This is a genomic window from Telluria sp. ZT3P26 (assembly GCF_059686035.1).
In genome coordinates this window covers 613,369-635,975 of sequence record NZ_JCASII010000001.1, presented here as the reverse complement: position 1 = coordinate 635,975, position 22,607 = coordinate 613,369, and the positions used below count along the sequence as shown (strand labels likewise).

The window sequence follows — 22,607 nt, the reverse complement described above, 5'->3', positions numbered from 1 at the left end:
CAGTTACTTCACGTCGAAGCGGTCCAGCTCCATCACCTTGGTCCAGGCTGCCACGAAGTCCTTCGTGAACTTCTGGCCGGCATCGGCGCTGGCATACACTTCGGCGATCGAACGCAGCTGCGCATTCGAGCCGAACACCAGGTCGACACGCGACGCGGTCCACTTCTTCTCGCCGGTCTTGCGATCGCGGCCTTCGAAGCGTTCGACGCCCTGGCCAGGCCGCGTGGTCGGCCGCCACTCAGTGGCCATGTCCAGCAGGTTGACGAAGAAGTCATTCGTCAATGCGCCCTTCTGCTGCGTCAGCACGCCGTCGGCGCTGCCGCCGGTATTGGCGCCCAGCACACGCAGGCCACCCACCAGCACCGCCATTTCCGGCGCCGTCAGCGTCAGCAACTGGGCGCGGTCGATCATCAACGATTCAGCCGGGATGCTGTACACGGCTTTCTCGAAGTTGCGGAAGGCATCCGCGACCGGTTCCATCGCATGGAACGATTCCACATCGGTCTGCTCCTGCGACGCATCGGTGCGACCCGGCGTGAATGGCACAGTGATGTCGTGGCCCGCCGCTTTGGCTGCTGCCTCGACACCGGCATTGCCGGCCAGGACGATCAGGTCGGCCAGCGACACCTTCTTGCCACCTGCCTGCGCCCCATTGAACTCGCCCTGGATGCTTTCAAGCTGCGCCAGCACGCGGCCCAGTTGTTCAGGCTCGTTGGCAGCCCAGTCCTTTTGCGGGGCCAGGCGGATGCGCGCACCATTGGCGCCGCCGCGCTTGTCCGAACCGCGGAAGCTTGCGGCCGAAGCCCACGCCGTCGCCACCAGCTCGCCGATGCCCAGGCCGGACGCCAGCACCTTGTCTTTCAGTGCTTTGGCATCGGCGTCGTCAATCGCCGCGCCTTCAGCAGCCGGCACCGGATCCTGCCAGATCAGCACTTCGGCCGGGACTTCCGGGCCGAGGTAGCGGGCGCGCGGGCCCATGTCGCGGTGGGTCAGCTTGAACCAGGCGCGGGCGAAAGCGTCCGCAAACTGGTCCGGGTTTTCCAGGAAGCGACGCGAAATCGCCTCGTAAGCCGGGTCCATGCGCAGGGCCAGGTCGGACGTCAGCATCGTCGGACGATGGCGCTTGGCAGCGTCATACGCATCCGGAACGGTTTCTTCGGCATCCTTGGCTACCCACTGGTGGCCGCCGGCCGGGCTTCTCGTCAGTTCCCACTCATGGCCGAACAGGTACGTGAAGTAATCGTGGCCCCACTGGGTCGGCGTGCTGGTCCAGGTGACTTCGAGGCCACTGGTGATCGTGTCCGGGCCCTTGCCGCTGCCGAAGCTGTTCTGCCAGCCGAAGCCCTGCGCATGCAGGCCGGCCGCTTCCGGCTCTTCCTTGACGTGCTCGGACGGACCGGCGCCGTGGGTTTTGCCGAAGGTGTGGCCGCCGGCGATCAGCGCCACGGTTTCTTCGTCGTTCATGGCCATGCGGCCAAACGTGTCGCGGATGTCGCGCGCCGATGCGACCGGGTCGGGCTTGCCGTCCGGGCCTTCCGGGTTCACGTAGATCAGGCCCATCTGCACTGCCGCCAGCGGGTTCTCGAGGTCGCGCGAATGGGTGATCTCGCTGTCGTCATCCTTGTCGATGACGCCGCGGCCTTCGACGCCGGGCGAACCCACCGTGTAGCGCTCGTCGCTGCCCAGCCATTTGTTTTCACGGCCCCAGTAGACGTCGAGGTCGGGTTCCCACACGTCCTGGCGACCACCGGCAAAGCCGAAGGTCTTGAAGCCCATCGTCTCAAGGGCGACGTTACCGGTCAGGATGATCAGGTCGGCCCACGAAATCTTTTCGCCGTATTTCTGCTTGACCGGCCAGATCAGCCGGCGCGCCTTGTCGAGGCTGACGTTGTCGGGCCAGCTGTTCAGGGGCGCGAAACGCTGCTGGCCACGGCCGGCACCGCCACGGCCGTCACCGATGCGGTAGGTGCCGGCGCTGTGCCATGCCATGCGCACGAACAGGCCGCCGTAGTGACCGAAGTCAGCCGGCCACCAGTCCTGGGAATCCGTCATCACCTTGGCCAGGTCGGCCTTGACTGCGTCGAGGTCGAGGCTGTTGAAGGCGGCGCGGTAATCGAAGTCGCCGCCCATCGGGTCGGACTTGGCCGAATGCTGTGCCAGCAGATCGAGACGCAGCGCCTTTGGCCACCAGTCGCGGTTGGTCGTGCCGGTGCCGGCTGCGCCGCTGAACGGGCACTTGGCCGGGATATTGTCCACACTCATTTGTTTCTCCTGTCTGGTCGGTAAGATTTGACAAAATTATAGGGAAACTTCGGGCGTTCATGGATTGGCAATGTTGATGGGTGTGATAGCGGTTCGTCGCACGGAAGACTGACGGCAGAATCTCCGCACGCGCACCTTTGACCCGCCCTTGATTTCCACACGACAACATTACATCGACTTCCACTTTTTGACACGGTATCGTTCCTTCTTTCCAATAAGAACGAATTTTACAATGTCGATCAATCAACTCGTCTACGTCAGCCAGGCCACCCGCAAGATGTCCCCTGCCGACCTGGCCGCCATTCAGGATACGGCGAAAAACAACAATGCTCCACTCGACGTGACGGGAAGCTTGTTTTACAACGGTGGGTGGTTTTTGCAGGTGCTGGAGGGGCCGGTGAGCACGCTCGACAAGCTGTACCAGAAGATCGAACTCGATCCGCGCCACAAGAATTCGCGCGTCCTGTACAACGAACCAGCCAAGTTCCGTACGTTCCCACGCTGGAGCATGAACATGATCAACCTGAACGATCGTCAGGCCGACAAATACGATGATCTGGTCGAGGTGCTGGAAGCGGCGCAAGCCAATCGCCGGATCGGCGCAGCGACCCCGGCAGTGGCGTTACTGAAACTGTTTGCGAGCTGATTGCGAGCTGATCCCGAGCTGATGCCGCAACTGCGGCCGCTACCAGCGGTCGAACGTGACAAAATCGTCCAGCGTGCCCCGCTGGGCCCAGCCTTCCAGTTCCAGCATCGGCTTCTCATAGAACGCGGCCACATGGCCCAGGCACAGGATCGCCACCGGCTTGCCGCCTTCCGGAATCCCGAGCAAGGTCGCGAGGTGGTTGGGATCGAACAACGAGACCCACCCCATCCCCAGGCCTTCGGCGCGCGCTGCCAGCCACATGTTCTGGATTGCGCAGGACACCGAGGCCAGGTCCATCTCGGGCAGCGTGCGGCGCCCGAACACATGCCGCTCACGCCCGTCCATCAGCGCCACGACCAGCACCTCGCCGCATTCACGTAGTCCTTCGACCTTCAGGCGCATGAATTCCGCGCCACGCTCGCCCAGGGCGTCGGCGGTGGCCACGCGCTCCGCTTCGACGAGCGCGCAGATCTGTTCACGCAATGGCGTTGACGCGATGCGGATGAAGCGCCACGGCTGCATCATGCCGACGCTGGGCGCCTGGTGCGCCGCCGTCAGCAGGCGCAGCAGCACCGCCTCGTCGACCGCGCCGGGGATGAAGTGGCGCACGTCGCGCCGTTCGGCGATGGCGCGGTAGACGCCGTCGACCTGGGCGTCGTCGAAACGGTGCGCCATCGTCGTCACGCCTGTGTGTCCGCCTGGTGGAACACCAGGTCCCCGACCGGCTCGCCCTTACACAGGTGCTGGTCGATGATGCGGTCCATATTTTCCGGCGTGACGTCGTAGTACCAGGTACCGTCCGGCTGGACGCAGACGATCGGCCCGCCCTTGCACGCGGCGAAGCAGCTCACCCGGCTGCGTTTGACGCGCAGCGGGCCGCCATCCAGGCCACCGGCCTTGAGCTTCTCGCCCAGGCTGTCGAACAGCGCCTGTGCAGCGCCATCGGCATTGCAGCGCGGGCCGGTGCACACGAGCAGGTGGCGACGGTAGACACCGATGGTGGGCTTGACGACCTGGCGGGGCGTATCGGGTACAGGGGAATCGATGGTGGTCATGCTTTGGTCAGGTGGGGTCGCAGGCGAACAAGGGGCGATCTTACACCACGCTGCCTGTGCGCCCCCCAATGAAAAAGCGCGCCTTGCTCACGCAGGCGCGCTTCATGTCGTGCTGCAGCCGGATGGCTTATTTGGTCGCGAGCACCCACTTGACCAGCGAGCGTGCTTCGGCTTCGCTGACCTGTGGATTGGCCGGCATCGGGATCGGGCCCCAGGTGCCCGAACCGCCCTTGAGCACTTTCTGCACCAGCTTGTCTTCGGCGCCCTTCTGGCCCGCGTATTTCTCGGCGACGTCCTTGTACGCCGGTCCGACCAGCTTGGTAGCCGACGTGTGGCAGGCCATGCAATTCTTGGCCTTGGCCAGGTCGGCCTGGGCCAGGGCGCTGCCTGACGCAAACGCCGACAGCACGACACACAACAACAGGGACCGCTTCATGGGATTCTCCGGATTAATGACTGAGTGAATTTTACCGGCAATCCTCCAGACCTTCTGCAAGCGATACACTCTGTAACGCGATCACCACATTTGCTCATACGGTGTAACAGAAAACTGCCAGATTTTCCCATAGGCATCATTTACGCCGTAAGATGTGCGGTCACAAGGAGTTTTTACCATGCCCCTGATCCTCTTGATCGCCCTGCTTGCCGCCCTGCGCGGCTTCGAAGTCTGGCGTTTCGCCGACCTGTCCTGGTGGTACATCATCGGCCTGATGGTGGTCGCGTTCATCTGGTTCGAGTACATCGAAAAGGCACTGGGCCTGGACAAGCGCAAGGCTCACGACGTCGATGAACAGCGCCGCGCCGACCGCGTGAAAAAATCGCTGGAAAAACGCCGCTGACAAGACCCCGGCGCTGTCGTCGTTGTGCTGTGATACATTGAACAACTCACCCAGACTTGTTCATTCATCTTCTCCATCAATGCATCCCGAACTGCGCCAGCTGCGCCATTTCGTCGCCGTGGCCGAAGAGCTGCATTTCGGCCGCGCCGCACAGCGCCTGCACATGACGCAGCCGCCGCTCTCCCAAAGCATCGCCAATCTCGAAGACCTGCTCGGCGCGCCGCTGTTCCTGCGCAACCGCCGCATGGTCGGCCTGACGGCGGCCGGCAGCGCGCTGCTGCCCGAAGCCCGCCGCATCCTCGACGAAGCCAGCGCCCTGCCCGAGCTGGTGCGGCGCGCGGCCAGCGGTGAAGCAGGCCGCCTGGCGCTGTCGTTTGTGTCCACGGCCGGCCTGGGCATGCTGCCCGACGTGCTGCGCCGCTACCGCACCGCATTCCCGGGCGTGCGCCTGGTGCTGCACGAGGCGACGTCCGACGTGCAGTTCGACGACCTGCTGTCCGGCCGCATCGATGCCGGCTTCGTAATCCCGCTGCAGCCGGGCGCACCGGCGGGCGTGGCCGATCCGGCGCTTGACTACCGTAAGCTGCTCGACGAACCGCTGGTGCTGTGCGCGCCGAGCGGACTGGCGGCGCTGGCCGCACCGGGGCCGGTGTGGCTGCGCGACCTGCCCCCGCTGCCGCTGGTGATCTTCCCGCGCACGGTGGCGCCCAGCCTGCACGATGCGATCCTGGCGTGCTACCGCGCCGCCGGCGTGCTGCCCACGATCGGGCAGGAGGCGATCCAGATGCAGACCATCGTCAGCCTGGTCTCCGGCGGCATGGGCTTGGCACTTGTGCCACAATCCGTCTCGAACCTGATGCGCCCCGGCGTAGAATACCGTGCCTTGCGCGACGCCACGCCGCTGGCCGAAACGGGCCTGGCATGGCGGCGCGATAACGATTCGCCCGTCCTCAAGGGCTTCCTGGACTTATTGAAGAAAGACTGATTATGCTGATTCATCCGCAGCCGGACCCGATCGCGCTCGCGCTCGGGCCGGTGCAAATCCACTGGTATGGCCTGATGTACGTGGTCGCCTTTGCCCTGTTCATCATGCTGGGCCGCGTGCGCATCCGCATGCCGCACGTGGCGGTGCAGGGCTGGACCAAGGATGACCTGGACGACATGCTGTTCTACGGGATGCTCGGTGTGATCATCGGTGGCCGCCTGGGCGAAGTGCTGTTCTACCAGCCGCTGTACTACCTGGCGCACCCGCTCGAGATCTTCATGATCTGGCGCGGCGGGATGTCGTTCCATGGTGGCTTCCTGGGTGTGCTGATCGCGATGGCGCTGTGGGCCCGCAAGCGCCGCCGCAACATCCTCGACGTGTACGACTTCATCGCGCCACTCGTGCCGCTCGGCTACGCAGCCGGCCGCATGGGCAACTTCATCAACGCCGAACTGCCGGGGCGTCTGGCCGATCCGAGCCTGCCGTGGGCGATGATCTGGCCGGGCGTGGCCGGTCCGCGCCATCCGTCGCCGCTGTACCAGGCGCTGATCGACGGCGTGCTGGTCTTCATCATCCTGTGGATGTTCGCGCGCAAGGCGCGTCCGCGCCTGGCCGTGGGCGCCATGTTCACGCTGCTGTATGGCTGCGCGCGCTTCTTCACCGAATGGTTCCGCGTACCGGATTGGGAAACCACCGTATTCGGCCTGCCGATCACGTCGGGCCAGGTGTTGTCGCTGCCGATGATCGTCGCTGCGCTGGCGATGCTGGTGTGGGCATATCGCAAAGCACCGGCGCAGCCCGTGACGGCATAAGTCCCCTGGGTGGGCGAACGCACAGAGCGCCCACCCTTGCTGCATTCACAATGGGACTCCTCTATATGGAGTCCCGATGGTTCAAGTCCGGCGCACACGACATATCGGCTGGTGGCTGCTGCTCGCAGCCGTCATCGTCGCCAGCGGCATCGCGTTTGCCATCATGTGGCGGCCCACGCTCGCGCCGCACACCGCACCACAATCCTTCGACACCACCCGCATCGACCGCGGCGCCAACCTGGCGCGCCTTGGCATGTGCGCGTCTTGCCATACGCCGGACCTGTCGCGGCCATTCGCCGGCGGCAAGCCGATGAACACCCCGTTCGGCACGGTCCACAGCACCAACATCACCCCCGACACCACCACCGGCATCGGCGCCTGGAGCGCAGCAGCTTTTACACGCGCGATGCGCGAAGGCGTCGCGCGTGATGGTCACCTGTTGTATCCCGCCTTCCCGTACAACCACTATGTACGGATGACCGACGGCGACATCCAGGACCTGTATGCCTATTTCATGACGCGCCCCGCGATTGTGGCGCCGGCGCGCGAGAACCGGATGACCTTCCCGTTCGGGTTCCGCCCCTTGGTCGCATTCTGGAATGTGCTGTACCTGGACGACGCGCCATGGCAGCCAGTGGCCGGGCAATCGGCCGAATGGAACCGCGGTGCGTATCTGGCGGATGCTGTCGCACACTGCGCAGCGTGTCACACACCGCGCACGCTGCTGGGCGGACCCGACCTGAAGAAACAGCTTGGCGGCGGCGAAGCCGATGACTGGTATGCGCCGGCGCTGAACGAGCATTCGCCATCACCCCTGCCCTGGACCCGCGACCAGCTGCAGGCATACCTGCGCACCGGCGTCGCGCACGACCACGCGATGGCGGCCGGGCCGATGCAGGATGTGGTCACGCACCTGGCGCAAGCGGACGAGCGTGACGTGGTGGCGCTGGCCGCCTGGACCCACACTCAATTGGCCAAGGCGCCGCCGCGCGCGACACCGGCGCAGCAGGCCGGCCCGCTGCCTCAGCCCGCGAAGAATGACACCGACCTGCAACGCATGACGCTCGGCTACGCCGTGTATGCCAATTCGTGCGCACGCTGCCACGACGCCGGGCGCGACGCCAGTTCCGGCACCGCGCTGCCGCTGCAAAAGGCGATCGCGCTGTACGACCCCGACCCACGCGACCTGATTCACATCACGCTGGACGGCATCACGCCGCCCGATGGCGAGCCGTCGCGCTTCATGCCGGCCTTTAAAACGATCCTGACTGAGGAACAGACCGGCGCCCTGTCGGCCTACCTGCGCAAATATGGCGCGAACCAACCCGTGTGGCCCGATCTGGACAAGGCCGTGCGCAAAGCGAGCAAAGAATGACGACCTACCGCCTGCAGGTAAACGGCAAGGTGCATGCCGTCGACCAGGATGCCGACACCCCGCTGTTGTACGTGCTGCGCAACGACCTGGAACTCAATGGCGCGAAGTTCGGCTGCGGCCTTGGCCAGTGCGGTTCGTGCACCGTGCTGCTGGACGGGAAGCCGGCGATGTCGTGTATGGTGCCGGTGTCCGTCGTCGGCCAGCGGCCGGTGCGCACCGTCGAAGGGCTGGGCAATGCCACCACGCCGGGCGTGCTGCAGCAAGCGTTCATCGACGAGCAGGCCGCCCAGTGCGGCTACTGCATCGCCGGCATGCTGATGCAGGCCACGGCGCTGCTCGAACGCACGCCCGCGCCGACCGACGCCCAGATCCGCGCCCACATGTCGCCGAGCCTGTGCCGCTGCGGCACGCACATGCGCATCCTGCGCGCGGTGCGGCGCGCCGCCAATGCGCTGGCAGCGAAGGGCAAGCAATGACGATCGATACCGGCCGCCGTGCCTTTCTCGCTGGCGGCGGCGCCCTGACGCTGTCGTTCGCACTGCCGGCAACCGCCTTTGCCGCCCCCGGCGAGCTGCCCAAGAGCCTGGACAAGTCGCCCTGGCTCGACGCCTGGATCCGGATCGAAGCCAATGAACGCATCACGGTATTTACCGGCAAGGCCGAACTGGGTCAGGGCATCAAGACCGCGCTCTTGCAGGTAGTGGCCGACGAACTGCGCCTGGCGCCTGGCCGGCTGCAGCTCGTGACCGCCGACACGGCGCGCACGCCGGACGAAGGCATCACCGCCGGCAGCAACTCGATGAAGGACAGCGGCACGGCGCTGCGCCATGCGGCCGGCCAGGTGCGCATGCGCCTGGGTGAACTGGCCGCAACGCGGCTTGGCGCGCCTGTGGGCAGCCTGATACTGAAGGATGGCGCGTTCAGCGCGGGCGGCCGGCGCGTCACGTTCGGCCAGCTGGTGACGGGCCAGGAACTGCACCTGCGCGCCACGCCGACGCCGGCGCCACCTCCGCCAGGCCCGCGCACGGCCATCGGCAAGTCGGTGCCACGCGTCGACATCCCGGCCAAGGTCACGGGCGGCGCGGCCTACGTGCAAGACCTGCGGCTGCCGCAGATGGTGCATGCGCGCATCGTGCGACCACCGTCGCAGGCCGCGCGGCTGATCGCCGTCGATGTCGCCGCGATCGAACGCCTGCCGGGGGTGCTCAAGGTGGTGCGGGACGGACGCTTTCTCGCCGTGATCGCCGAGGGCGAGTACCGCGCCGTGAAGGCGGCAACGGCGCTGGCGCGGGCCACGCGCTGGGAGACACCGGCGTCGCTGCCGGTGCATCCCGACATGAATGCCTTCATCCGCGCCCAGCCCGCCGAGGCGCTGCCGATCCTGGCGCGCGGCACCGCCGGATCGGCCGGCCACAAGTTCGCCGCGCGCTATACGCGCCCGTTCCAGCTGCACGCGTCAATTGGCCCCTCGTGCGCCGTGGCGCAGCTGGTCGATGGCCGCTACACGGTCTGGACCCATGCGCAGGGTGTTTATCCGCTGCGCACGGCCCTGGCCGAACTGATCGCCGTCAACGAAGACACGATCCGCTGCATCCACGTCGAGGGGTCCGGCTGCTATGGTCACAACGGCGCCGACGACGTCGCGGCCGACGCCATCCTGCTCGCACGCGCCCTGCCCGGCCGGCCCGTGCGCGTGCAGTGGATGCGCGAAGAAGAACATGCGTGGGAGCCGTTCGGCGCGGCGATGGTGGTGCAGGTGGCCGCCACGCTCGACAGCACCGGCCGCATCACCGACTGGCAGCACGACGTCTTCACGCCGCCGCACAACACGCGCCCCGGCAAGGCCGGCAACCTGCTGGCGGCCACGCACCTGGCGCGCCCGTTTGCGCCACCGGTCGCCAAGCCGGCACCGCAACCCGAAGGCAGCGGCGACCGCAATGCGATTCCGTATTACGTGCTGCCCAATGCGCGCGTGGTGCACCACTTCCAGCCAAAGCCGGTCCTGCGCTCATCGGCACTGCGCGGCCTGGGCGCCTACTGCAATGTGTTTGCCATCGAAAGCTTCATGGACGAACTGGCGCGCGCCGCGAACAGCGACCCGGTGGCGTTCCGGCTGCGGCACCTGGACGATCCACGCGCGCTCGACGTGGTCAAGCTGGCGGCAGCAAAGTTTGGCTGGGATGGCTACCGGCGCCCGGCCCGGCGCGGACGTGGCTTCGCATTTGCGCGCTATAAAAACCTGGCGTCGTACTGCGCCATTGCGGTGGAAGTCGAGGTGGCGCGTGAGACGGGCCTGGTGCGCATCACGCGCGCGGTGAGCGCCGTCGATTGCGGCGAGATCGTCAGCCCGGACGGCGTGCGCAACCAGATCGAGGGCGGCATCATCCAGTCGGCCAGCTGGACCTTGCTGGAACAGGTGCGCTTCGACGAATCGCGCGTGCTGACGGTGGACTGGGCGTCGTATCCGATCCTGCGCTTTGCCCAGGCGCCGGAACAGATCGACGTGCACCTGATCGACCGCCCTGGCCAGCCGTTCCTGGGCACCGGCGAAGCGGCGCAGGGTCCGGCCGCGGCAGCCATCGCGAATGCGGTGTTCGACGCCTGCGGCCTGCGCATGCGCGACCTGCCGCTGGACCGCGCGCGGGTGCGCAAGGCCTAGTTGAAGGCTTTCCAGAACATGTAGGCGGCCAGCGCACACAGGATGACGCTGAAGCTGCGCTGCAGCTGCCGTACCGGCAGCTTGTGCGCGGTGCGCGCGCCCAGCGGCGCCATCGACACGCTGGCCAGCACGATGATTGCCAGCGCCGGCAGGTAGATGAAGCCGAGCGACCAGGGCGGCAAACCGGGTTCGCCCCAGCCGAAATAGATGTTCGACAGGGTGCCCATCAGCGCCACCGGAAAGCCGATCGCCGCACTGGTGGCCACGGCATTATGGATGCGCACATTACAGCGCGTCATGAACGGCACCGAGACGAAGGCGCCGCCCGCGCCCACGAGCCCGGCCAGGATGCCGATCACGCTGCCCGCTGCGAACATGCCCGGTTTGCCGGGCAGTTCGCGCGCCGCCGCCGGTTTTTTCCCGATCAGCATCTGGATCGCCGAGAACGCCACGAAGCAGCCGAAAAAGAAGGCCAGCACCGAGGTGTTCATCTGCTTGCCGATCCAGGGCCCGACCCAGGCGCCGATCAGGATGCCGGGCGTGAACAGGCGCACGACCGGCCACAGCACGGCGCCGTGCTTGTGATGCGCGCGCACCGACGACAACGAAGTAAAGAAGATGGTGCCCAGTGAGGTGGCGATCGCCATGTGCACGACGAGTTCTTCGGGAAAGCCGCGCGCCGTGAAGATCATCGTGATGAACGGCACCAGGATCATGCCGCCGCCGACGACAAGCATGCCGGCCACGAAGCCGCCAAACGCACCCATTCCCAGCAGGGCCAGGATCAGCAGCGGATCGAATGCGGGCGCCATCATGGCGCGCCCTTGCCGCGCACGAGCGCGACGATGGCCGTGTACTGGGCTTTCGTGACCGGCGAAATCGATAGCCGGCTGCCCTTCTGCAGCAGCACCATGTCGTCCAGCGCGGCGACCGTGCGCAGTTCGGCCAGCGGCACGAAGCGGCCCGCTTCAACCGCCTTGACATCGACCGAGACCCAGCGCGGCGTTTCCGGCGTGGCCTTCGGGTCGTGGTAATGGCTGGTGGTGTCGAACTGCGATGCGTCCGGGTATGGGCCGCTGACGATGTCGGCGATGCCGGCCACGCCGGGCAGCTTGCCGCCCGAGTGGTAGAACAGCACGCCGTCGCCGACGGCCATCGCATCGCGCATGAAGTTGCGCGCCTGGTAGTTGCGCACGCCAAGCCAGGCCACGGTGGCGCCGGGGGCGGCCAGGACGTCGTCGAAACTGACTTCGTCGGGCTCGGATTTCATCAACCAGTAGCGCATCGCGCTGTTCTCCCTGCCAGCACACGATGCACCGGACGCACACGTAAAAAAAAGCGGCTGCGTACCGAGTGCGCAACCGCTTGTATGTCTAGCCCCCGCCTGTGCCGTTTTTGCCGGCATCCTGAACCACAACGGTTCAAGGCGGTCACGGTCAGATCAATTTCGGGTTCGTCGGACTAGCGACGCTCACACCCATCGAACTTGTTCCACGACCTATGCGTAAGAATGGTTCAAGGAATATATGGCAAATCTCGAACACCGCAGGGTAGGAAGGAGTTTACTCCTTTGACCAGTCCTGTCAAACGGATTCGGCCTTTCAGGCCAGATTTTCCTGGTCAGCCAGAACGCGGTCGAGCACCGTGTGCATCGACTCGAGTTTTTGCTTGACCTCGAGGATCGACATGTCCGACAGCGGCCCTTGCGGCGATTTCACCGACAGGAATTCGGCGGCCACGCTCAGTGCTGCCATGACAGCGATGCGGTCGGTACCCTTGACCTTGCCCGAATCGCGCAACTGGCACATCTTGCTGTCGAGGTAGCTCACGGCTTCGCGCAGCGTGCGCTGTTCGCCGTCGCGGCAGGACAGGCGGTACGACTGGCCCATGATATGTACGTCGAGATAAATCATGCTGTCCCCTCACGGCGGGCGTGGGCAAGATGCGGCGGCACCGGCGCATTGGCATCGAGTGGCGCGTCTGCGGCAGGTTCGTCCGCGGCGTCCGATTCGTCTGGTGGCTTGGGCAGCTCGTCCAGCAGCGCTTCGACGCGGCGCTGCGCTTCGATCAGGCGCTCCTTGAACGCCACGTTCTCGGCGCTGAGCAGCGTATTGGCCTGGCGCAGCAGGTAGTTCTCGGCACGCAACGACTGGGTCAGTTGCGCAAGCCGGTCGATTTTGTCTGAGAGGTCTTGGAATTCGGAAATCATCCGACACTATAGGATCGAGTTGCTTTTTCCGTCAACCGGTGCGTATTGCCGTGCGGCAGTAGTAGCGCGCTGGCGTGCGGCACCGTTATGGCTGGCGGTGTACGCTGCCGGCCTCCCGTCCTGCCGCGCGCTGCGGACAAGGCGCAGCAAACATGGTGCAAATGCCAATGTCATCATTGCGCTATATCACCTGTTTACAATGATTTCGCCATCATGCGCCTTGAAATGACAGGGTATCGTCCCTATAATTAGCACTCGTTAGCTGAGAGTGCTAACAACTCTTTGCAGACCGGCGCAGCATCGACAAGTTGCTGCGACGGCGTCAAAAACGCCAGTTAAACCATTGAATATTAAGGAGTTTTGCATGAACCTTCGCCCTCTGCACGATCGCGTAATCGTGAAGCGTCTCGACCAGGAAACCAAAACTGCGTCCGGCCTGATCATCCCTGATGCCGCGGCAGAGAAGCCGGACCAAGGCGAAGTTCTCGCCGTTGGTAACGGTAAAGTGCAAGATAACGGCCAGCTCCGCCCTCTGGAAGTGAAAGTCGGCGATCGCGTGCTGTTCTCCAAGTATGGCGCTCAGACCGTCAAGATCGATGGCCAGGAACTGCTGGTGCTGCGCGAAGAAGAAATCCTCGCGATCGTCGCACTGTAATTTCTGATCCCACTCACGAACATTTCGGAGAAATAACAAATGGCAGCTAAAGAAGTAGTATTCGGCGACGCAGCGCGCGCCAAGATGGTCGAAGGCGTCAACATCCTCGCCAATGCAGTCAAAGTCACCCTGGGCCCGAAAGGCCGTAACGTCGTGCTCGAGCGCTCGTTCGGCGCGCCGACCGTCACCAAGGATGGTGTCTCGGTCGCCAAAGAAATCGAACTGAAAGACAAGCTGCAGAACATGGGCGCGCAGATGGTCAAGGAAGTTGCTTCCAAGACCAGCGACAACGCCGGTGACGGTACCACCACCGCAACCGTGCTGGCCCAGGCCATCGTCCGCGAAGGCATGAAGTTCGTTGCCGCCGGCATGAACCCGATGGACCTGAAGCGCGGCATCGACAAGGCAGTTGCTGCCACCGTCGAAGAACTGCGCAAGATCGCCAAGCCAACCACCACCACCAAAGAGATCGCACAAGTCGGCGCCATTTCGGCCAACTCGGAAACCTCGATCGGTGAGCGCATCGCTGAAGCGATGGAAAAAGTGGGCAAGGAAGGCGTCATCACCGTGGAAGACGGCAAGTCGCTGAACGACGAGCTGGACATCGTGGAAGGCATGCAGTTCGACCGCGGTTACCTGTCGCCGTACTTCATCAACAACCCGGACAAGCAAGTCGCTGTGCACGAAAATCCATTCGTCCTGCTGTGCGACAAGAAAATCTCGAACATCCGTGACCTGCTGCCGGTACTGGAACAAGTCGCAAAAGCTGGCCGTCCACTGGTCATCGTCGCTGAAGACATCGACGGCGAAGCGCTGGCGACCCTGGTCGTCAACAACATCCGCGGCATCCTGAAGACCGTCGCTGTCAAGGCCCCGGGCTTTGGCGACCGTCGCAAGGCCATGCTGGAAGACATCGCTGTCCTGACCGGCGGCCAGGTCATCGCTGAAGAAGTCGGCCTGACGCTGGAAAAAGTCACGCTGGAAGAGCTGGGCCAGGCCAAGCGTATCGAAGTCGGCAAGGAAAACACCATCATCATCGACGGCGCTGGCCAGGCTGAATCGATCGAAGGCCGCGTCAAGATGATCCGCGCCCAGATCGAAGAAGCGACCTCGGACTACGACCGCGAAAAACTGCAAGAGCGCGTGGCCAAGCTGGCCGGCGGCGTTGCCGTGATCCGCGTCGGTGCAGCCACCGAAGTCGAGATGAAAGAAAAGAAAGCACGCGTTGAAGATGCACTGCACGCTACCCGCGCTGCCGTGGAAGAAGGCATCGTTGCCGGCGGCGGCGTGGCCCTGCTGCGCGCCCGTGCCAACATCACGGTCAAGGGCGACAACCCTGACCAGGACGCTGGTATCAAGATCGTCCTGCGCGCAATGGAAGAGCCACTGCGCATGATCGTCCAGAACGCCGGCGAAGAGCCATCGGTCGTCGTTGCAGCAGTGTTGGCCGGCACCGGCAACTACGGCTACAACGCAGCCAACGGCACCTACGGCGACATGGTCGAAATGGGCGTGCTGGATCCAGCCAAGGTCACCCGTTCGGCACTGCAGAACGCAGCGTCGATCGCCGGCCTGATGCTGACCACCGATTGCATGGTCTCGGAACTGTCGGAAGACAAGCCAGCCGGCGGCATGGGTGGTATGGGCGGCATGGGCGGTATGGGTGGTATGGACGGCATGATGTAATTGCCGGGGCGGTCCGGGCGAAGCGCGCTGCATGCTTCGCCCAGGTTACCCACGATAAAAAACCCGCGAGGCTCACACCTCGCGGGTTTTTTGTTGTCTGCACATCGTGCGTTGAGCGCAACTCAGCGGGCGCGCGGGCCCTTGCGGCGCAGCCACAGCAGCGCAGCCAGTGCGACACCGCCCAGCCACAGCGTGCCCGGTTCGGGCACTTCGGTCGGCGGGACCGGCTCGACGACGGTATTGCCCGGCGGCGTCGGCGCGGTTGGCGTGCCCGGCGTGCCCGGCGTGGTTGGCGTGCCAGGCGTGGTTGGCGTGCCCGGTGTCGTTGGCGTGCCCGGCGTGACAGGCGTATCACCCGGCGTATCGATCACCGCAACCGGTGTTGGCAGGGATGGCGGCATAGCGACCGGGATCGGTCCCGTGTCACTGCCAGGACGACCAACGCCACCCGTATCGCCAGCGACCACGCTACCCGGCGCTGGCGTCGGCACCGGCACCGGCGACAACACGTCAATGGTGGTGTCCTCGTTGCCAGCGACCGGGCTGGCAAAGTCTGGCACGCCGCCACGATAGATCGGTGTGTCATACCAGTCCGGCAGGCTCGGTGCCTGACCCGGGCGGGACGGCATCGGCGTCGGCGTGGCATTTGCCAGCGTCAGCAGGCCAGCGCCATTCGGGAAGCTGGTGGCATAGTAGCGCTGCCCCACTGCCTCGCTGGTGTTCACGTCGTCCATGCCCACGGGCAGCAAGCCGCCCTCTTCACCGGGCACACCCACCAGATCGGATGGGGCGCCGGCATCGAGCACGGTATCGAGTTCGGCCTCGCTTGGGCCATGGCGTTCGACCGGATACTGCGGCACGTCCGAGATGCGGTTGGCGCAGCGGGCGCGGATGTCATGCTCGCCATCGGTCAGCAGCGTTTCGCCCTTCTCGAGCATGACCTTCTTCGACGTCCAGTAGATCTGGTCGTTCTTCCGGTACGAGACATATACGGCGCGCGGGCTTGTCACGGTGACGGCGCGCGCGTTCTCGACATTGAAGGTTGCATAGTGCGCCGCCACGACCCGGTCGGTCCGCAGGATCTGCGCCAGTTCGACCTTGTCCGCCACGCCGCCCGGCACGACCGAGTGGCGGTAGATGCGCCGCGCCGAGGCGGTCTGCTGCGCCGTTGGCGCCGTCGGACTCAAGACACGTGCCGGCGCTGCGGCAACCGGGGCCGCATTCGACGCCTCGCCGAACGTCGGCCAGCTGATCGATGGCGATGGCAGCACGACACCGGCCACGCCGACGGCAACGCCCAGTACGGCCAGCGTCATCAGGCGTTTTTCGCGGTGCGAGCTTCGTTCGAGACGACGTTGATAGGTAGCGCGGGTGTCCATGCGGTGTATTGACTGGTAGGAGTGATCCTACAGAATATCATTAGTTGCACAAACTAAATCAGATGCCATCGCGAAACAACTGAAGATCGTGGCGAAAACCACGAAAGCATTTCCATGTGGAAATAATAACACCCGTACGGCGCTTGCGGGTGACGTATGTTGCCGCTAAAACAAGCATGGTTTAGTATGGCCGTCTCGTCTTCCGGAACCTGCCATGTCCAATCGCGCCACCGCCTCGTACACCCTGCGCACGACCCTTGCCGCAATCGCCCTGTGCTGTGCAGTTGCCGGCTGCAAGCGCGCCGAGCGGCCCGTGGCGCCGCCCGCAGCGGCGCCGGCCGCACCCGTCGTTCAGGCACCGGCTTACAGCAAGGAACAGGCGATGGCCACGCTGCTGGCGTTGCCGGAACTGACTGCCTGGTCGGCGCAGATCGAGCGACGCACGGGCGGCAAGGCGCGCGGCGCCGTGGTCGAGGACGACCCGGTGCCGCGCGAGGTGAACGGCAAGACCTATTACCAGCTGAGTTTTGTCGAGAACCGCGCGCAGGACGCGCGGCGGCAGGAAAGCTTTCTGGTTGCGCAGGATGGCAGCGAGATCCTGGTCGACGATACCGAGTCGGACACCCTCCTGAGCCTGCAGGAATGGCGCCGCAAGATCGAGCGCGTCAACCTGAAAAGCGCTGACTGAACACTAGCTGTCGAGGTGCGAGATCAGCAGCCGGCGCGGATCCTGGCCCGGGGCCGGTCCATGCTGGCCATCCACCGAGATCCCGACGGCCATGATGTCGATCAGCAGCAACTGCAGGATGCGCGAAATCATCGACAGAAAACTCGTGCTGTCTTCGGCATGATCGACCGCCAGGCAGACGCTGGCCTTGCGTGCCAGCGGCGACTGGCTGTTGCTGATCGCGATGACGTCGGCGCCGGCCGCGCGCGCGATGTCCACCGCCTGCAGCAATTCGGGCAGGCCGCCTGAATTCGACACCGCAATCACCACATCGCCCGGCCCCAGCAATTCGGCGGCCAGCGTGAACAGGTGCGCGTCGCCATACAGCGCGGTCGGGATGCGGAAGCGGAAGAACTTGTGCTGCCCATCGAGCGCCACCGCGCGCGAATTGCCCATCGCGTAAAACTCGACGCGTTTGGCGCGGCTGACCATCTCGATCGCGCGGTCAAGGGACCGCACATCGAGCTGGTCGCGAAAACGCAGGATCGCCGACACCGTGTTGTCGATGACCTTGGCCGACAGATCGTGCGTGCTGTCGCTCAGGCGCACCTGGCTGTGGCGCACGGGGATCGAGCCGGTCAGGCTGCTGGCGAACTTGAGCTTGAAGTCGGCCAGGCCCTGAAACCCCAGCGAGCGGCAAAACCGGATCACGGTCGGCTGGCTCACGTCGGCCAGGCGCGCGATCTCGGCGATCGGTTCATTGAGCACCATGCGCGGCTGGTCGATCACGAGGCTGGCCACGCGCCCTTCCGCTGGCGAGAGCTCGTGGCGCAGCTGCGTGATGCGCTCCATCAGCGTGTTGGCGCCGCTGCGTCCGCGCAGGTGCTCGGCCAGGATGGTGGCCACACCATGGAAGGCAGGGTTCGGCGTCGTGATCACCCAGGTCGGAATGTCGGCCAGGTAGTCCGAGAAGCGCCCCTTGGCTTCGAAGCGCGCGCGAAACGGCGAGCTGGCAAACCACTCGCCCAGGCGCGGCACGATGCCCCCGCCGATGTACACGCCGCCAAACGCGCCGAGCGTGACGGCCAGATTGGCCGCCGCGCCGCCCAGCATGCCGCAGAAGCACTCGAGTGTTTCGAGGCACAGCGCATCGTTCTGTTCGAGCGCGCCGGCCACGATCGTTGCGGCCGTGCGCGGCACGGCCTCGACGCCATTGCGATCGGCCAGCGCGCGGTAGATGACTTCCATCCCGGGCCCGGAAATCAGGCGTTCGTTGGAGACGTGCGGCCACTCGCGCCACGCATATTGCAGGATCGCGAATTCACGCTCGTCGAACGGCGCGAAGTTCACGTGCCCGCCTTCGCTGCCCAGCGTGACGAAACCGTCGGCGGTCGGAATCCCGCCCGAGACGCCCAGGCCCGTGCCCGGGCCCAGCACGCCGATGACGGCGCCCGGCACGGCCTTGCCCGGGCCGACCTGCATCAGGTCGTCGCGCGCAAAATTGGGCAAGGCCGTGGCCAGCGCCGTGAAGTCATTCACGATCAACAGCGTGGCCAGGCCCAGTTCGCGCCGCACCGCATCGGTGGAAAACTCCCATGCGCGGTTGGTCATGCGCACATAGTCGCCGCTGATCGGATTGGCCACCGCAAACGCGCCGTGGTGCAGCGTGACGTCCTGGTGGTCGAGCAGGTAATGGCGCAGCAGCGGCACGATGCCGGCGAAGTCGTCGCAGCGCAGCACCGCCACGTCGCGAAACACGCCGGGCGCACATTGCAGCGCGAAGCGCGCATGCGTTGCGCCGATGTCCGCGAGCAGGCGCGGGCCATCGGCAAACGCCGTGCGCGCGAATTTCTCGGGCTGCGCGCCGGCCATCAGCGTTTCGCCGCCACGGTGCCAAACCAGGCGCCGTAAGGCGCCAGCGTGACGCGGCCCTGCTGCGCACTGCCCTGCAAGCCGTCGACCGGCATCTGCGCCACGCCGTCGGTTGCCGGCCAGTCGAAGCTGACCTCTTCGCCCGACAGATTGAACGCGGCCAGCACGCTGTCGTGCCCCGCCAGGTCGCGGCGCAGGGCCAGGACCGGCTCGGGTGCATCGAAGAACGCGATCTCGCCGCGCGTGAGTTGCGGCAGGCTGCGACGCAGCGCGATGAAGCGGCGCTGGAAATTCAGCATCGAATCGTGGTCGCGGTCCTGCAGGTCAACCGCGGCCTTGACGTGCGCGGCGTCCACCGGCAGCCATGGCTGGCCGTCGGTAAAGCCCGCGTGCGGCGCATCGGCCACCCATGGCATCGGCGTGCGGCAGCCGTCGCGGCCCTTGAACTCGGGCCAGAAGGTCTTGCCGTACGGGTCCTGCAGCAGTTCGTACGGGACATCGGCCTCGGTCAGGCCGAGTTCATCGCCCTGGTACAGGCATGGCGTGCCCTTGAGCGAGAGCTGCATCGCCAGTACCAGCTTGGTGAAACCAGCGCTCGGCGCGGCCCCGCCCCAGCGCGTGGCCACGCGGATCGCATCGTGGTTACCGACCGACCAGGAGGCCCAGCCATCCTTGACGCGTTCGTTGAATTCCTCGACCTGGCGGCGCACATGCGCGGCGTTGAAGACCGGCGTGAGCAGGTTGAAGCTGTAGGCCATGTGCAGCTTGTTGCCGCCTTCGGTGTACTCGCTCATCTGGGCCAGTGCATCGTCCGAGCTGATTTCGCCGATCGACACGGCGCCGAATTCATTCAGCTGTGCGCGCACGCGCTCGAGGAACGCGATGTTCTCGGGCTGCGTCTTGTCGTACAGGTGCGCCTGCATGCCGTACGGGTTCACGTCCGTCACCGTCGACGTGTCGCGCACCAGCGCCGGCGGGTTGCTGCGCAGCTGGCGGTCGTGGAAGTGGAACACGCACGCATCCATGCGCACGCCGTCGACGCCGCGCTCGAGCCAGAAACGCTGCGCGTCCAGGTGGGCCTGCTGCACCAGCGGATTGTGGAAGTTCAGCTGCGGCTGGCTCACGAGGAAGTTGTGCAGGTAGTACTGCTTGCGGCGGGTGTCCCACTGCCACGACGAGCCGCCAAACACCGACAGCCAGTTGTTGGGCGGGTTGCCGTCCGGGAGCGGGTCGGCCCACACATACCAGTCCGACTTCGGATTGTCGCGGCTGGCGCGGCTTTCGACGAACCACTTGTGGGTGTCGGCCGTGTGCGACATCACCTGGTCGATCATGATCTTCAGGCCCAGGCTGTGCGCCTTGGCGACCATGCGATCGAAGTCGGCCAGGTCGCCGAACAGCGGATCGACGTCGCAGTAGTCTTCGATGTCGTAGCCAAAATCGGCCATCGGCGACTTGAAGAACGGCGAGAGCCAGACGATGTCCACACCCAGGCTCGCGATATAGTCGAGCTTTGCGGTCACGCCGTTCAGATCGCCGACCCCATCGCCGTCGGTGTCAAGGAAGCTGCGCGGGTACACCTGATAGATGATGGCTTCGCGCCACCAGTTCGGGTTGTCGGTCGTCGAGATCTGGGTCATGGGCAAGTCCGGGCGGGTGCGTGATGTGGAATTCTAGGCAATATACATCAGGCGAACCTTCTTGACAATTCCGGCCAGTCAGCAATAAATCGCATTTAGTCGTTTGATTTCAAAGACTTGAAACGTTATATGCGATTTCGCCGATTCTTCGTCCGTACCTAAACTACGCAGCCATGTTGCCAGTTTGTTTCTAGTTTGTTTCACGACAATTTTTCTGTTGCAAAGAGAGGCGTCCCCGTCATAGCATCGCGTCTGTTTGCCAATTCAAGGAAGCGGTTCGATGACATCTCTCGCAAAACCAGGCACCGGGCGCATGCCCCGGCAGATTCCCTACATTATTGCCAATGAGGGGTGCGAACGCTTCAGTTTCTACGGGATGCGCAACATCCTGACGCCGTTCCTGATCACGACGCTGCTGATGTTCCTGCCGGAAGACATGCGCACCGGCGAAGCCAAGCACGTGTTCCACACCTTCGTCATCGGCGTCTACTTCTTCCCGCTGCTGGGCGGCTGGCTGGCCGACCGCTACTTCGGCAAGTACAACACGGTGTTCTGGCTCAGTCTCGTGTATTGCCTGGGTCACGCCTGCCTGGCCATTTTTGAAGACAACGTCAATGGCTTCTATTTCGGCCTGTTCCTGATCGCGCTCGGCTCGGGCGGCATCAAGCCGCTGGTGGCCAGCTTCGTCGGCGACCAGTTCGACCACACCAACAAGGACAAGGCGAAAGTCGTCTTCGACGCCTTCTACTGGATCATCAATTTCGGCTCGTTCTTCGCGTCGCTGCTGATGCCGCTGCTGCTGCGCGACTACGGTCCGGCCTGGGCCTTCGGTGTGCCCGGCATCCTGATGTTCATCGCGACGATGGTGTTCTGGAGCGGTAAGAAGAAGTACGTGCACGTGCCACCGGCACCGGCCAATCCGCACTCGTTCATGCGCGTGGCGAAAAGCGCGTTGCTGGCCAGGCAGCCGGGCCAGGGCCGTCCGGGCCTGAACCTGGCCTTGCTGGGCGCCGCCGGCGCACTGGCGTCGCTGGCCATGGCCGCGCAATGGGGCTTCGTGATCGCTGCCTGTACCGCACTGGTGCTGTTGATGGCCTTTGGCGGCATGGGCACGTCGATGCAGCTCGACCGCGCACGCGGCCTGCATCCGGACGACGCGGTGGATGGCGTGCGCGCCGTGCTGCGCATCCTGATCGTGTTCGCGCTCGTCACGCCGTTCTGGTCGCTGTTCGACCAGAAAGCCTCGACCTGGATCGTGCAGGCCAACACGATGACCACGCAGGTGAACCTCTTGGGCTGGACCTTCTACGTGATCCCGGCCCAGATGCAGGCCTTGAATCCCCTGCTCGTGATGCTGCTCATCCCGCTGAATAACATCGCGCTGTTCCCGCTGATGCGCAAGATGGGCGTCGAGCCGACGCCACTGCGCCGCATGACGGCCGGTATCGCACTGTCGGCCGCGGCCTGGATCGTCGTGGGCAATCTGCAGGTAGCGCTCGACGCCGGCGACGCCGTCTCGATCGCGTGGCAGATCGCGCCGTATGCGCTGCTCACGCTGGGTGAAGTGCTGGTCTCGGCGACGGGTCTCGAATTCGCCTACAGCCAGGCGCCAGCATCGATGAAGGGCGTGATCATGGCACTGTGGTACCTGGCCGTCACGGTCGGCAACCTGTGGGTGCTGATCGTCAATGCCAGCGTCAAGAACGAATCGGTGATCGCGTATATCGAAGGCTCGGGCGTCGGGGTGATGGCGTTCCAGATGTACTTCTTTGCCGCGTTCGCGCTGCTGTCGGCGGCGGCGTTCGGGTGGTATGCGACGCGCTACCGCATGGTCGACCACTATCGCACCAGCGTCGCGGGGTAAGC

Annotated in this window: 22 protein-coding genes and 1 other RNA gene; 11 read left to right on the top strand and 12 right to left on the bottom strand. The window is 64.8% G+C overall.

Going from position 1 to position 22,607, the window contains the following annotated elements:
* Positions 1–3: 3 nt before the first annotated feature.
* Positions 4–2,262, bottom strand: a complete 2,259-nt coding sequence (katG, locus tag AC56LN_RS02765) for a catalase/peroxidase HPI (RefSeq protein ID WP_499569834.1) — start codon at positions 2,260–2,262, stop codon at positions 4–6.
* 232 nt (positions 2,263–2,494) lie between these two features.
* Here katG and AC56LN_RS02760 point away from each other — a divergent pair, with 232 nt between their 5' ends.
* Complete coding sequence (locus AC56LN_RS02760; RefSeq protein ID WP_499569833.1) at positions 2,495–2,908, top strand: BLUF domain-containing protein; 414 nt, start codon at positions 2,495–2,497, stop codon at positions 2,906–2,908.
* Between the two features lie 39 nt (positions 2,909–2,947).
* On the opposite strand, the gene bluB is transcribed toward AC56LN_RS02760, so the two are convergent.
* From bluB to AC56LN_RS02745, 3 genes are all read right to left on the bottom strand, one after another.
* On the bottom strand, positions 2,948–3,583 hold the full coding sequence (gene bluB / locus AC56LN_RS02755; RefSeq protein ID WP_499569832.1) for a 5,6-dimethylbenzimidazole synthase: 636 nt from the start codon (positions 3,581–3,583) through the stop codon (positions 2,948–2,950).
* Positions 3,584–3,588: 5 nt separating this feature from the next.
* Entirely contained in the window at positions 3,589–3,963 is a 375-nt protein-coding gene (locus AC56LN_RS02750) for a (2Fe-2S) ferredoxin domain-containing protein (protein ID WP_499569831.1), read from the bottom strand.
* A gap of 127 nt (positions 3,964–4,090) precedes the next feature.
* Entirely contained in the window at positions 4,091–4,399 is a 309-nt protein-coding gene (locus tag AC56LN_RS02745) for a c-type cytochrome (RefSeq protein WP_258835467.1), read from the bottom strand.
* Positions 4,400–4,577: 178 nt separating this feature from the next.
* On the opposite strand from AC56LN_RS02745, the gene AC56LN_RS02740 reads away from it, so the two are divergent.
* From AC56LN_RS02740 to AC56LN_RS02715, 6 genes are all read left to right on the top strand, one after another.
* Positions 4,578–4,802: a TIGR04438 family Trp-rich protein gene (locus tag AC56LN_RS02740; protein WP_482899953.1), complete on the top strand. Its 225-nt coding sequence runs from the start codon at positions 4,578–4,580 to the stop codon at positions 4,800–4,802.
* A 79-nt stretch (positions 4,803–4,881) separates the two neighbouring features.
* Positions 4,882–5,787: a LysR family transcriptional regulator gene (locus AC56LN_RS02735; protein ID WP_499569830.1), complete on the top strand. Its 906-nt coding sequence runs from the start codon at positions 4,882–4,884 to the stop codon at positions 5,785–5,787.
* A gap of 2 nt (positions 5,788–5,789) precedes the next feature.
* Positions 5,790–6,599, top strand: coding sequence for a prolipoprotein diacylglyceryl transferase (lgt, locus tag AC56LN_RS02730; protein WP_499569829.1), 810 nt, complete (start codon positions 5,790–5,792; stop codon positions 6,597–6,599).
* A gap of 76 nt (positions 6,600–6,675) precedes the next feature.
* Positions 6,676–7,974: a c-type cytochrome gene (locus AC56LN_RS02725; RefSeq protein ID WP_499569827.1), complete on the top strand. Its 1,299-nt coding sequence runs from the start codon at positions 6,676–6,678 to the stop codon at positions 7,972–7,974.
* Complete coding sequence (locus AC56LN_RS02720; protein ID WP_499569826.1) at positions 7,971–8,450, top strand: (2Fe-2S)-binding protein; 480 nt, start codon at positions 7,971–7,973, stop codon at positions 8,448–8,450. The genes AC56LN_RS02725 and AC56LN_RS02720 overlap by 4 nt, the downstream gene beginning before the upstream one ends.
* Positions 8,447–10,633, top strand: a complete 2,187-nt coding sequence (locus AC56LN_RS02715; protein WP_499569825.1) for a xanthine dehydrogenase family protein molybdopterin-binding subunit — start codon at positions 8,447–8,449, stop codon at positions 10,631–10,633. Before AC56LN_RS02720 ends, AC56LN_RS02715 begins: the two co-directional genes overlap by 4 nt.
* On the opposite strand, the gene AC56LN_RS02710 is transcribed toward AC56LN_RS02715, so the two are convergent.
* From AC56LN_RS02710 to AC56LN_RS02690, 5 genes are all read right to left on the bottom strand, one after another.
* Positions 10,630–11,445 carry a sulfite exporter TauE/SafE family protein gene (locus AC56LN_RS02710; protein WP_499570771.1) on the bottom strand — a complete coding sequence of 272 codons (816 nt, stop codon included), beginning with the start codon at positions 11,443–11,445 and terminating at the stop codon, positions 10,630–10,632. The two genes, AC56LN_RS02715 and AC56LN_RS02710, sit on opposite strands and share 4 nt — an antisense overlap.
* On the bottom strand, positions 11,445–11,918 hold the full coding sequence (locus AC56LN_RS02705) for an EVE domain-containing protein (protein ID WP_499569824.1): 474 nt from the start codon (positions 11,916–11,918) through the stop codon (positions 11,445–11,447). The genes AC56LN_RS02710 and AC56LN_RS02705 overlap by 1 nt, the downstream gene beginning before the upstream one ends.
* Positions 11,919–12,006: 88 nt before the next feature.
* Positions 12,007–12,188: non-coding RNA, 6S RNA (ssrS, locus tag AC56LN_RS02700), on the bottom strand.
* Positions 12,189–12,234: 46 nt separating this feature from the next.
* Positions 12,235–12,546 (bottom strand): cell division protein ZapA, encoded by a 312-nt coding sequence (locus AC56LN_RS02695; RefSeq protein WP_482899960.1) that lies wholly within the window; start codon positions 12,544–12,546, stop codon positions 12,235–12,237.
* Positions 12,543–12,842, bottom strand: coding sequence for a hypothetical protein (locus AC56LN_RS02690; protein WP_499569823.1), 300 nt, complete (start codon positions 12,840–12,842; stop codon positions 12,543–12,545). Before AC56LN_RS02690 ends, AC56LN_RS02695 begins: the two co-directional genes overlap by 4 nt.
* A 364-nt stretch (positions 12,843–13,206) precedes the next feature.
* Between AC56LN_RS02690 and groES the strand changes: the two genes are divergently transcribed.
* Entirely contained in the window at positions 13,207–13,497 is a 291-nt protein-coding gene (gene groES, locus AC56LN_RS02685) for a co-chaperone GroES (RefSeq protein ID WP_183555885.1), read from the top strand.
* A 39-nt stretch (positions 13,498–13,536) separates the two neighbouring features.
* Positions 13,537–15,183, top strand: coding sequence for a chaperonin GroEL (gene groL, locus AC56LN_RS02680; RefSeq protein WP_183555886.1), 1,647 nt, complete (start codon positions 13,537–13,539; stop codon positions 15,181–15,183).
* 122 nt (positions 15,184–15,305) lie between these two features.
* Here groL and AC56LN_RS02675 read toward each other — a convergent pair whose 3' ends face one another.
* Entirely contained in the window at positions 15,306–16,562 is a 1,257-nt protein-coding gene (locus tag AC56LN_RS02675; RefSeq protein WP_499569821.1) for a PEP-CTERM sorting domain-containing protein, read from the bottom strand.
* Between the two features lie 214 nt (positions 16,563–16,776).
* Between AC56LN_RS02675 and AC56LN_RS02670 the strand changes: the two genes are divergently transcribed.
* Complete coding sequence (locus tag AC56LN_RS02670; RefSeq protein WP_499569820.1) at positions 16,777–17,250, top strand: hypothetical protein; 474 nt, start codon at positions 16,777–16,779, stop codon at positions 17,248–17,250.
* 3 nt (positions 17,251–17,253) lie between these two features.
* On the opposite strand, the gene AC56LN_RS02665 is transcribed toward AC56LN_RS02670, so the two are convergent.
* The gene (locus AC56LN_RS02665; RefSeq protein WP_499569819.1) at positions 17,254–19,101 is read right to left on the bottom strand and encodes a glucokinase; all 1,848 of its coding nucleotides are present in this window, start codon (positions 19,099–19,101) and stop codon (positions 17,254–17,256) included.
* On the bottom strand, positions 19,101–20,741 hold the full coding sequence (locus AC56LN_RS02660; protein ID WP_499569818.1) for an alpha-glucosidase: 1,641 nt from the start codon (positions 20,739–20,741) through the stop codon (positions 19,101–19,103). Before AC56LN_RS02660 ends, AC56LN_RS02665 begins: the two co-directional genes overlap by 1 nt.
* 280 nt (positions 20,742–21,021) lie before the next feature.
* Between AC56LN_RS02660 and AC56LN_RS02655 the strand changes: the two genes are divergently transcribed.
* On the top strand, positions 21,022–22,605 hold the full coding sequence (locus tag AC56LN_RS02655) for a POT-type proton-dependent oligopeptide transporter (protein ID WP_499569817.1): 1,584 nt from the start codon (positions 21,022–21,024) through the stop codon (positions 22,603–22,605).
* Positions 22,606–22,607 lie beyond the last annotated feature (2 nt).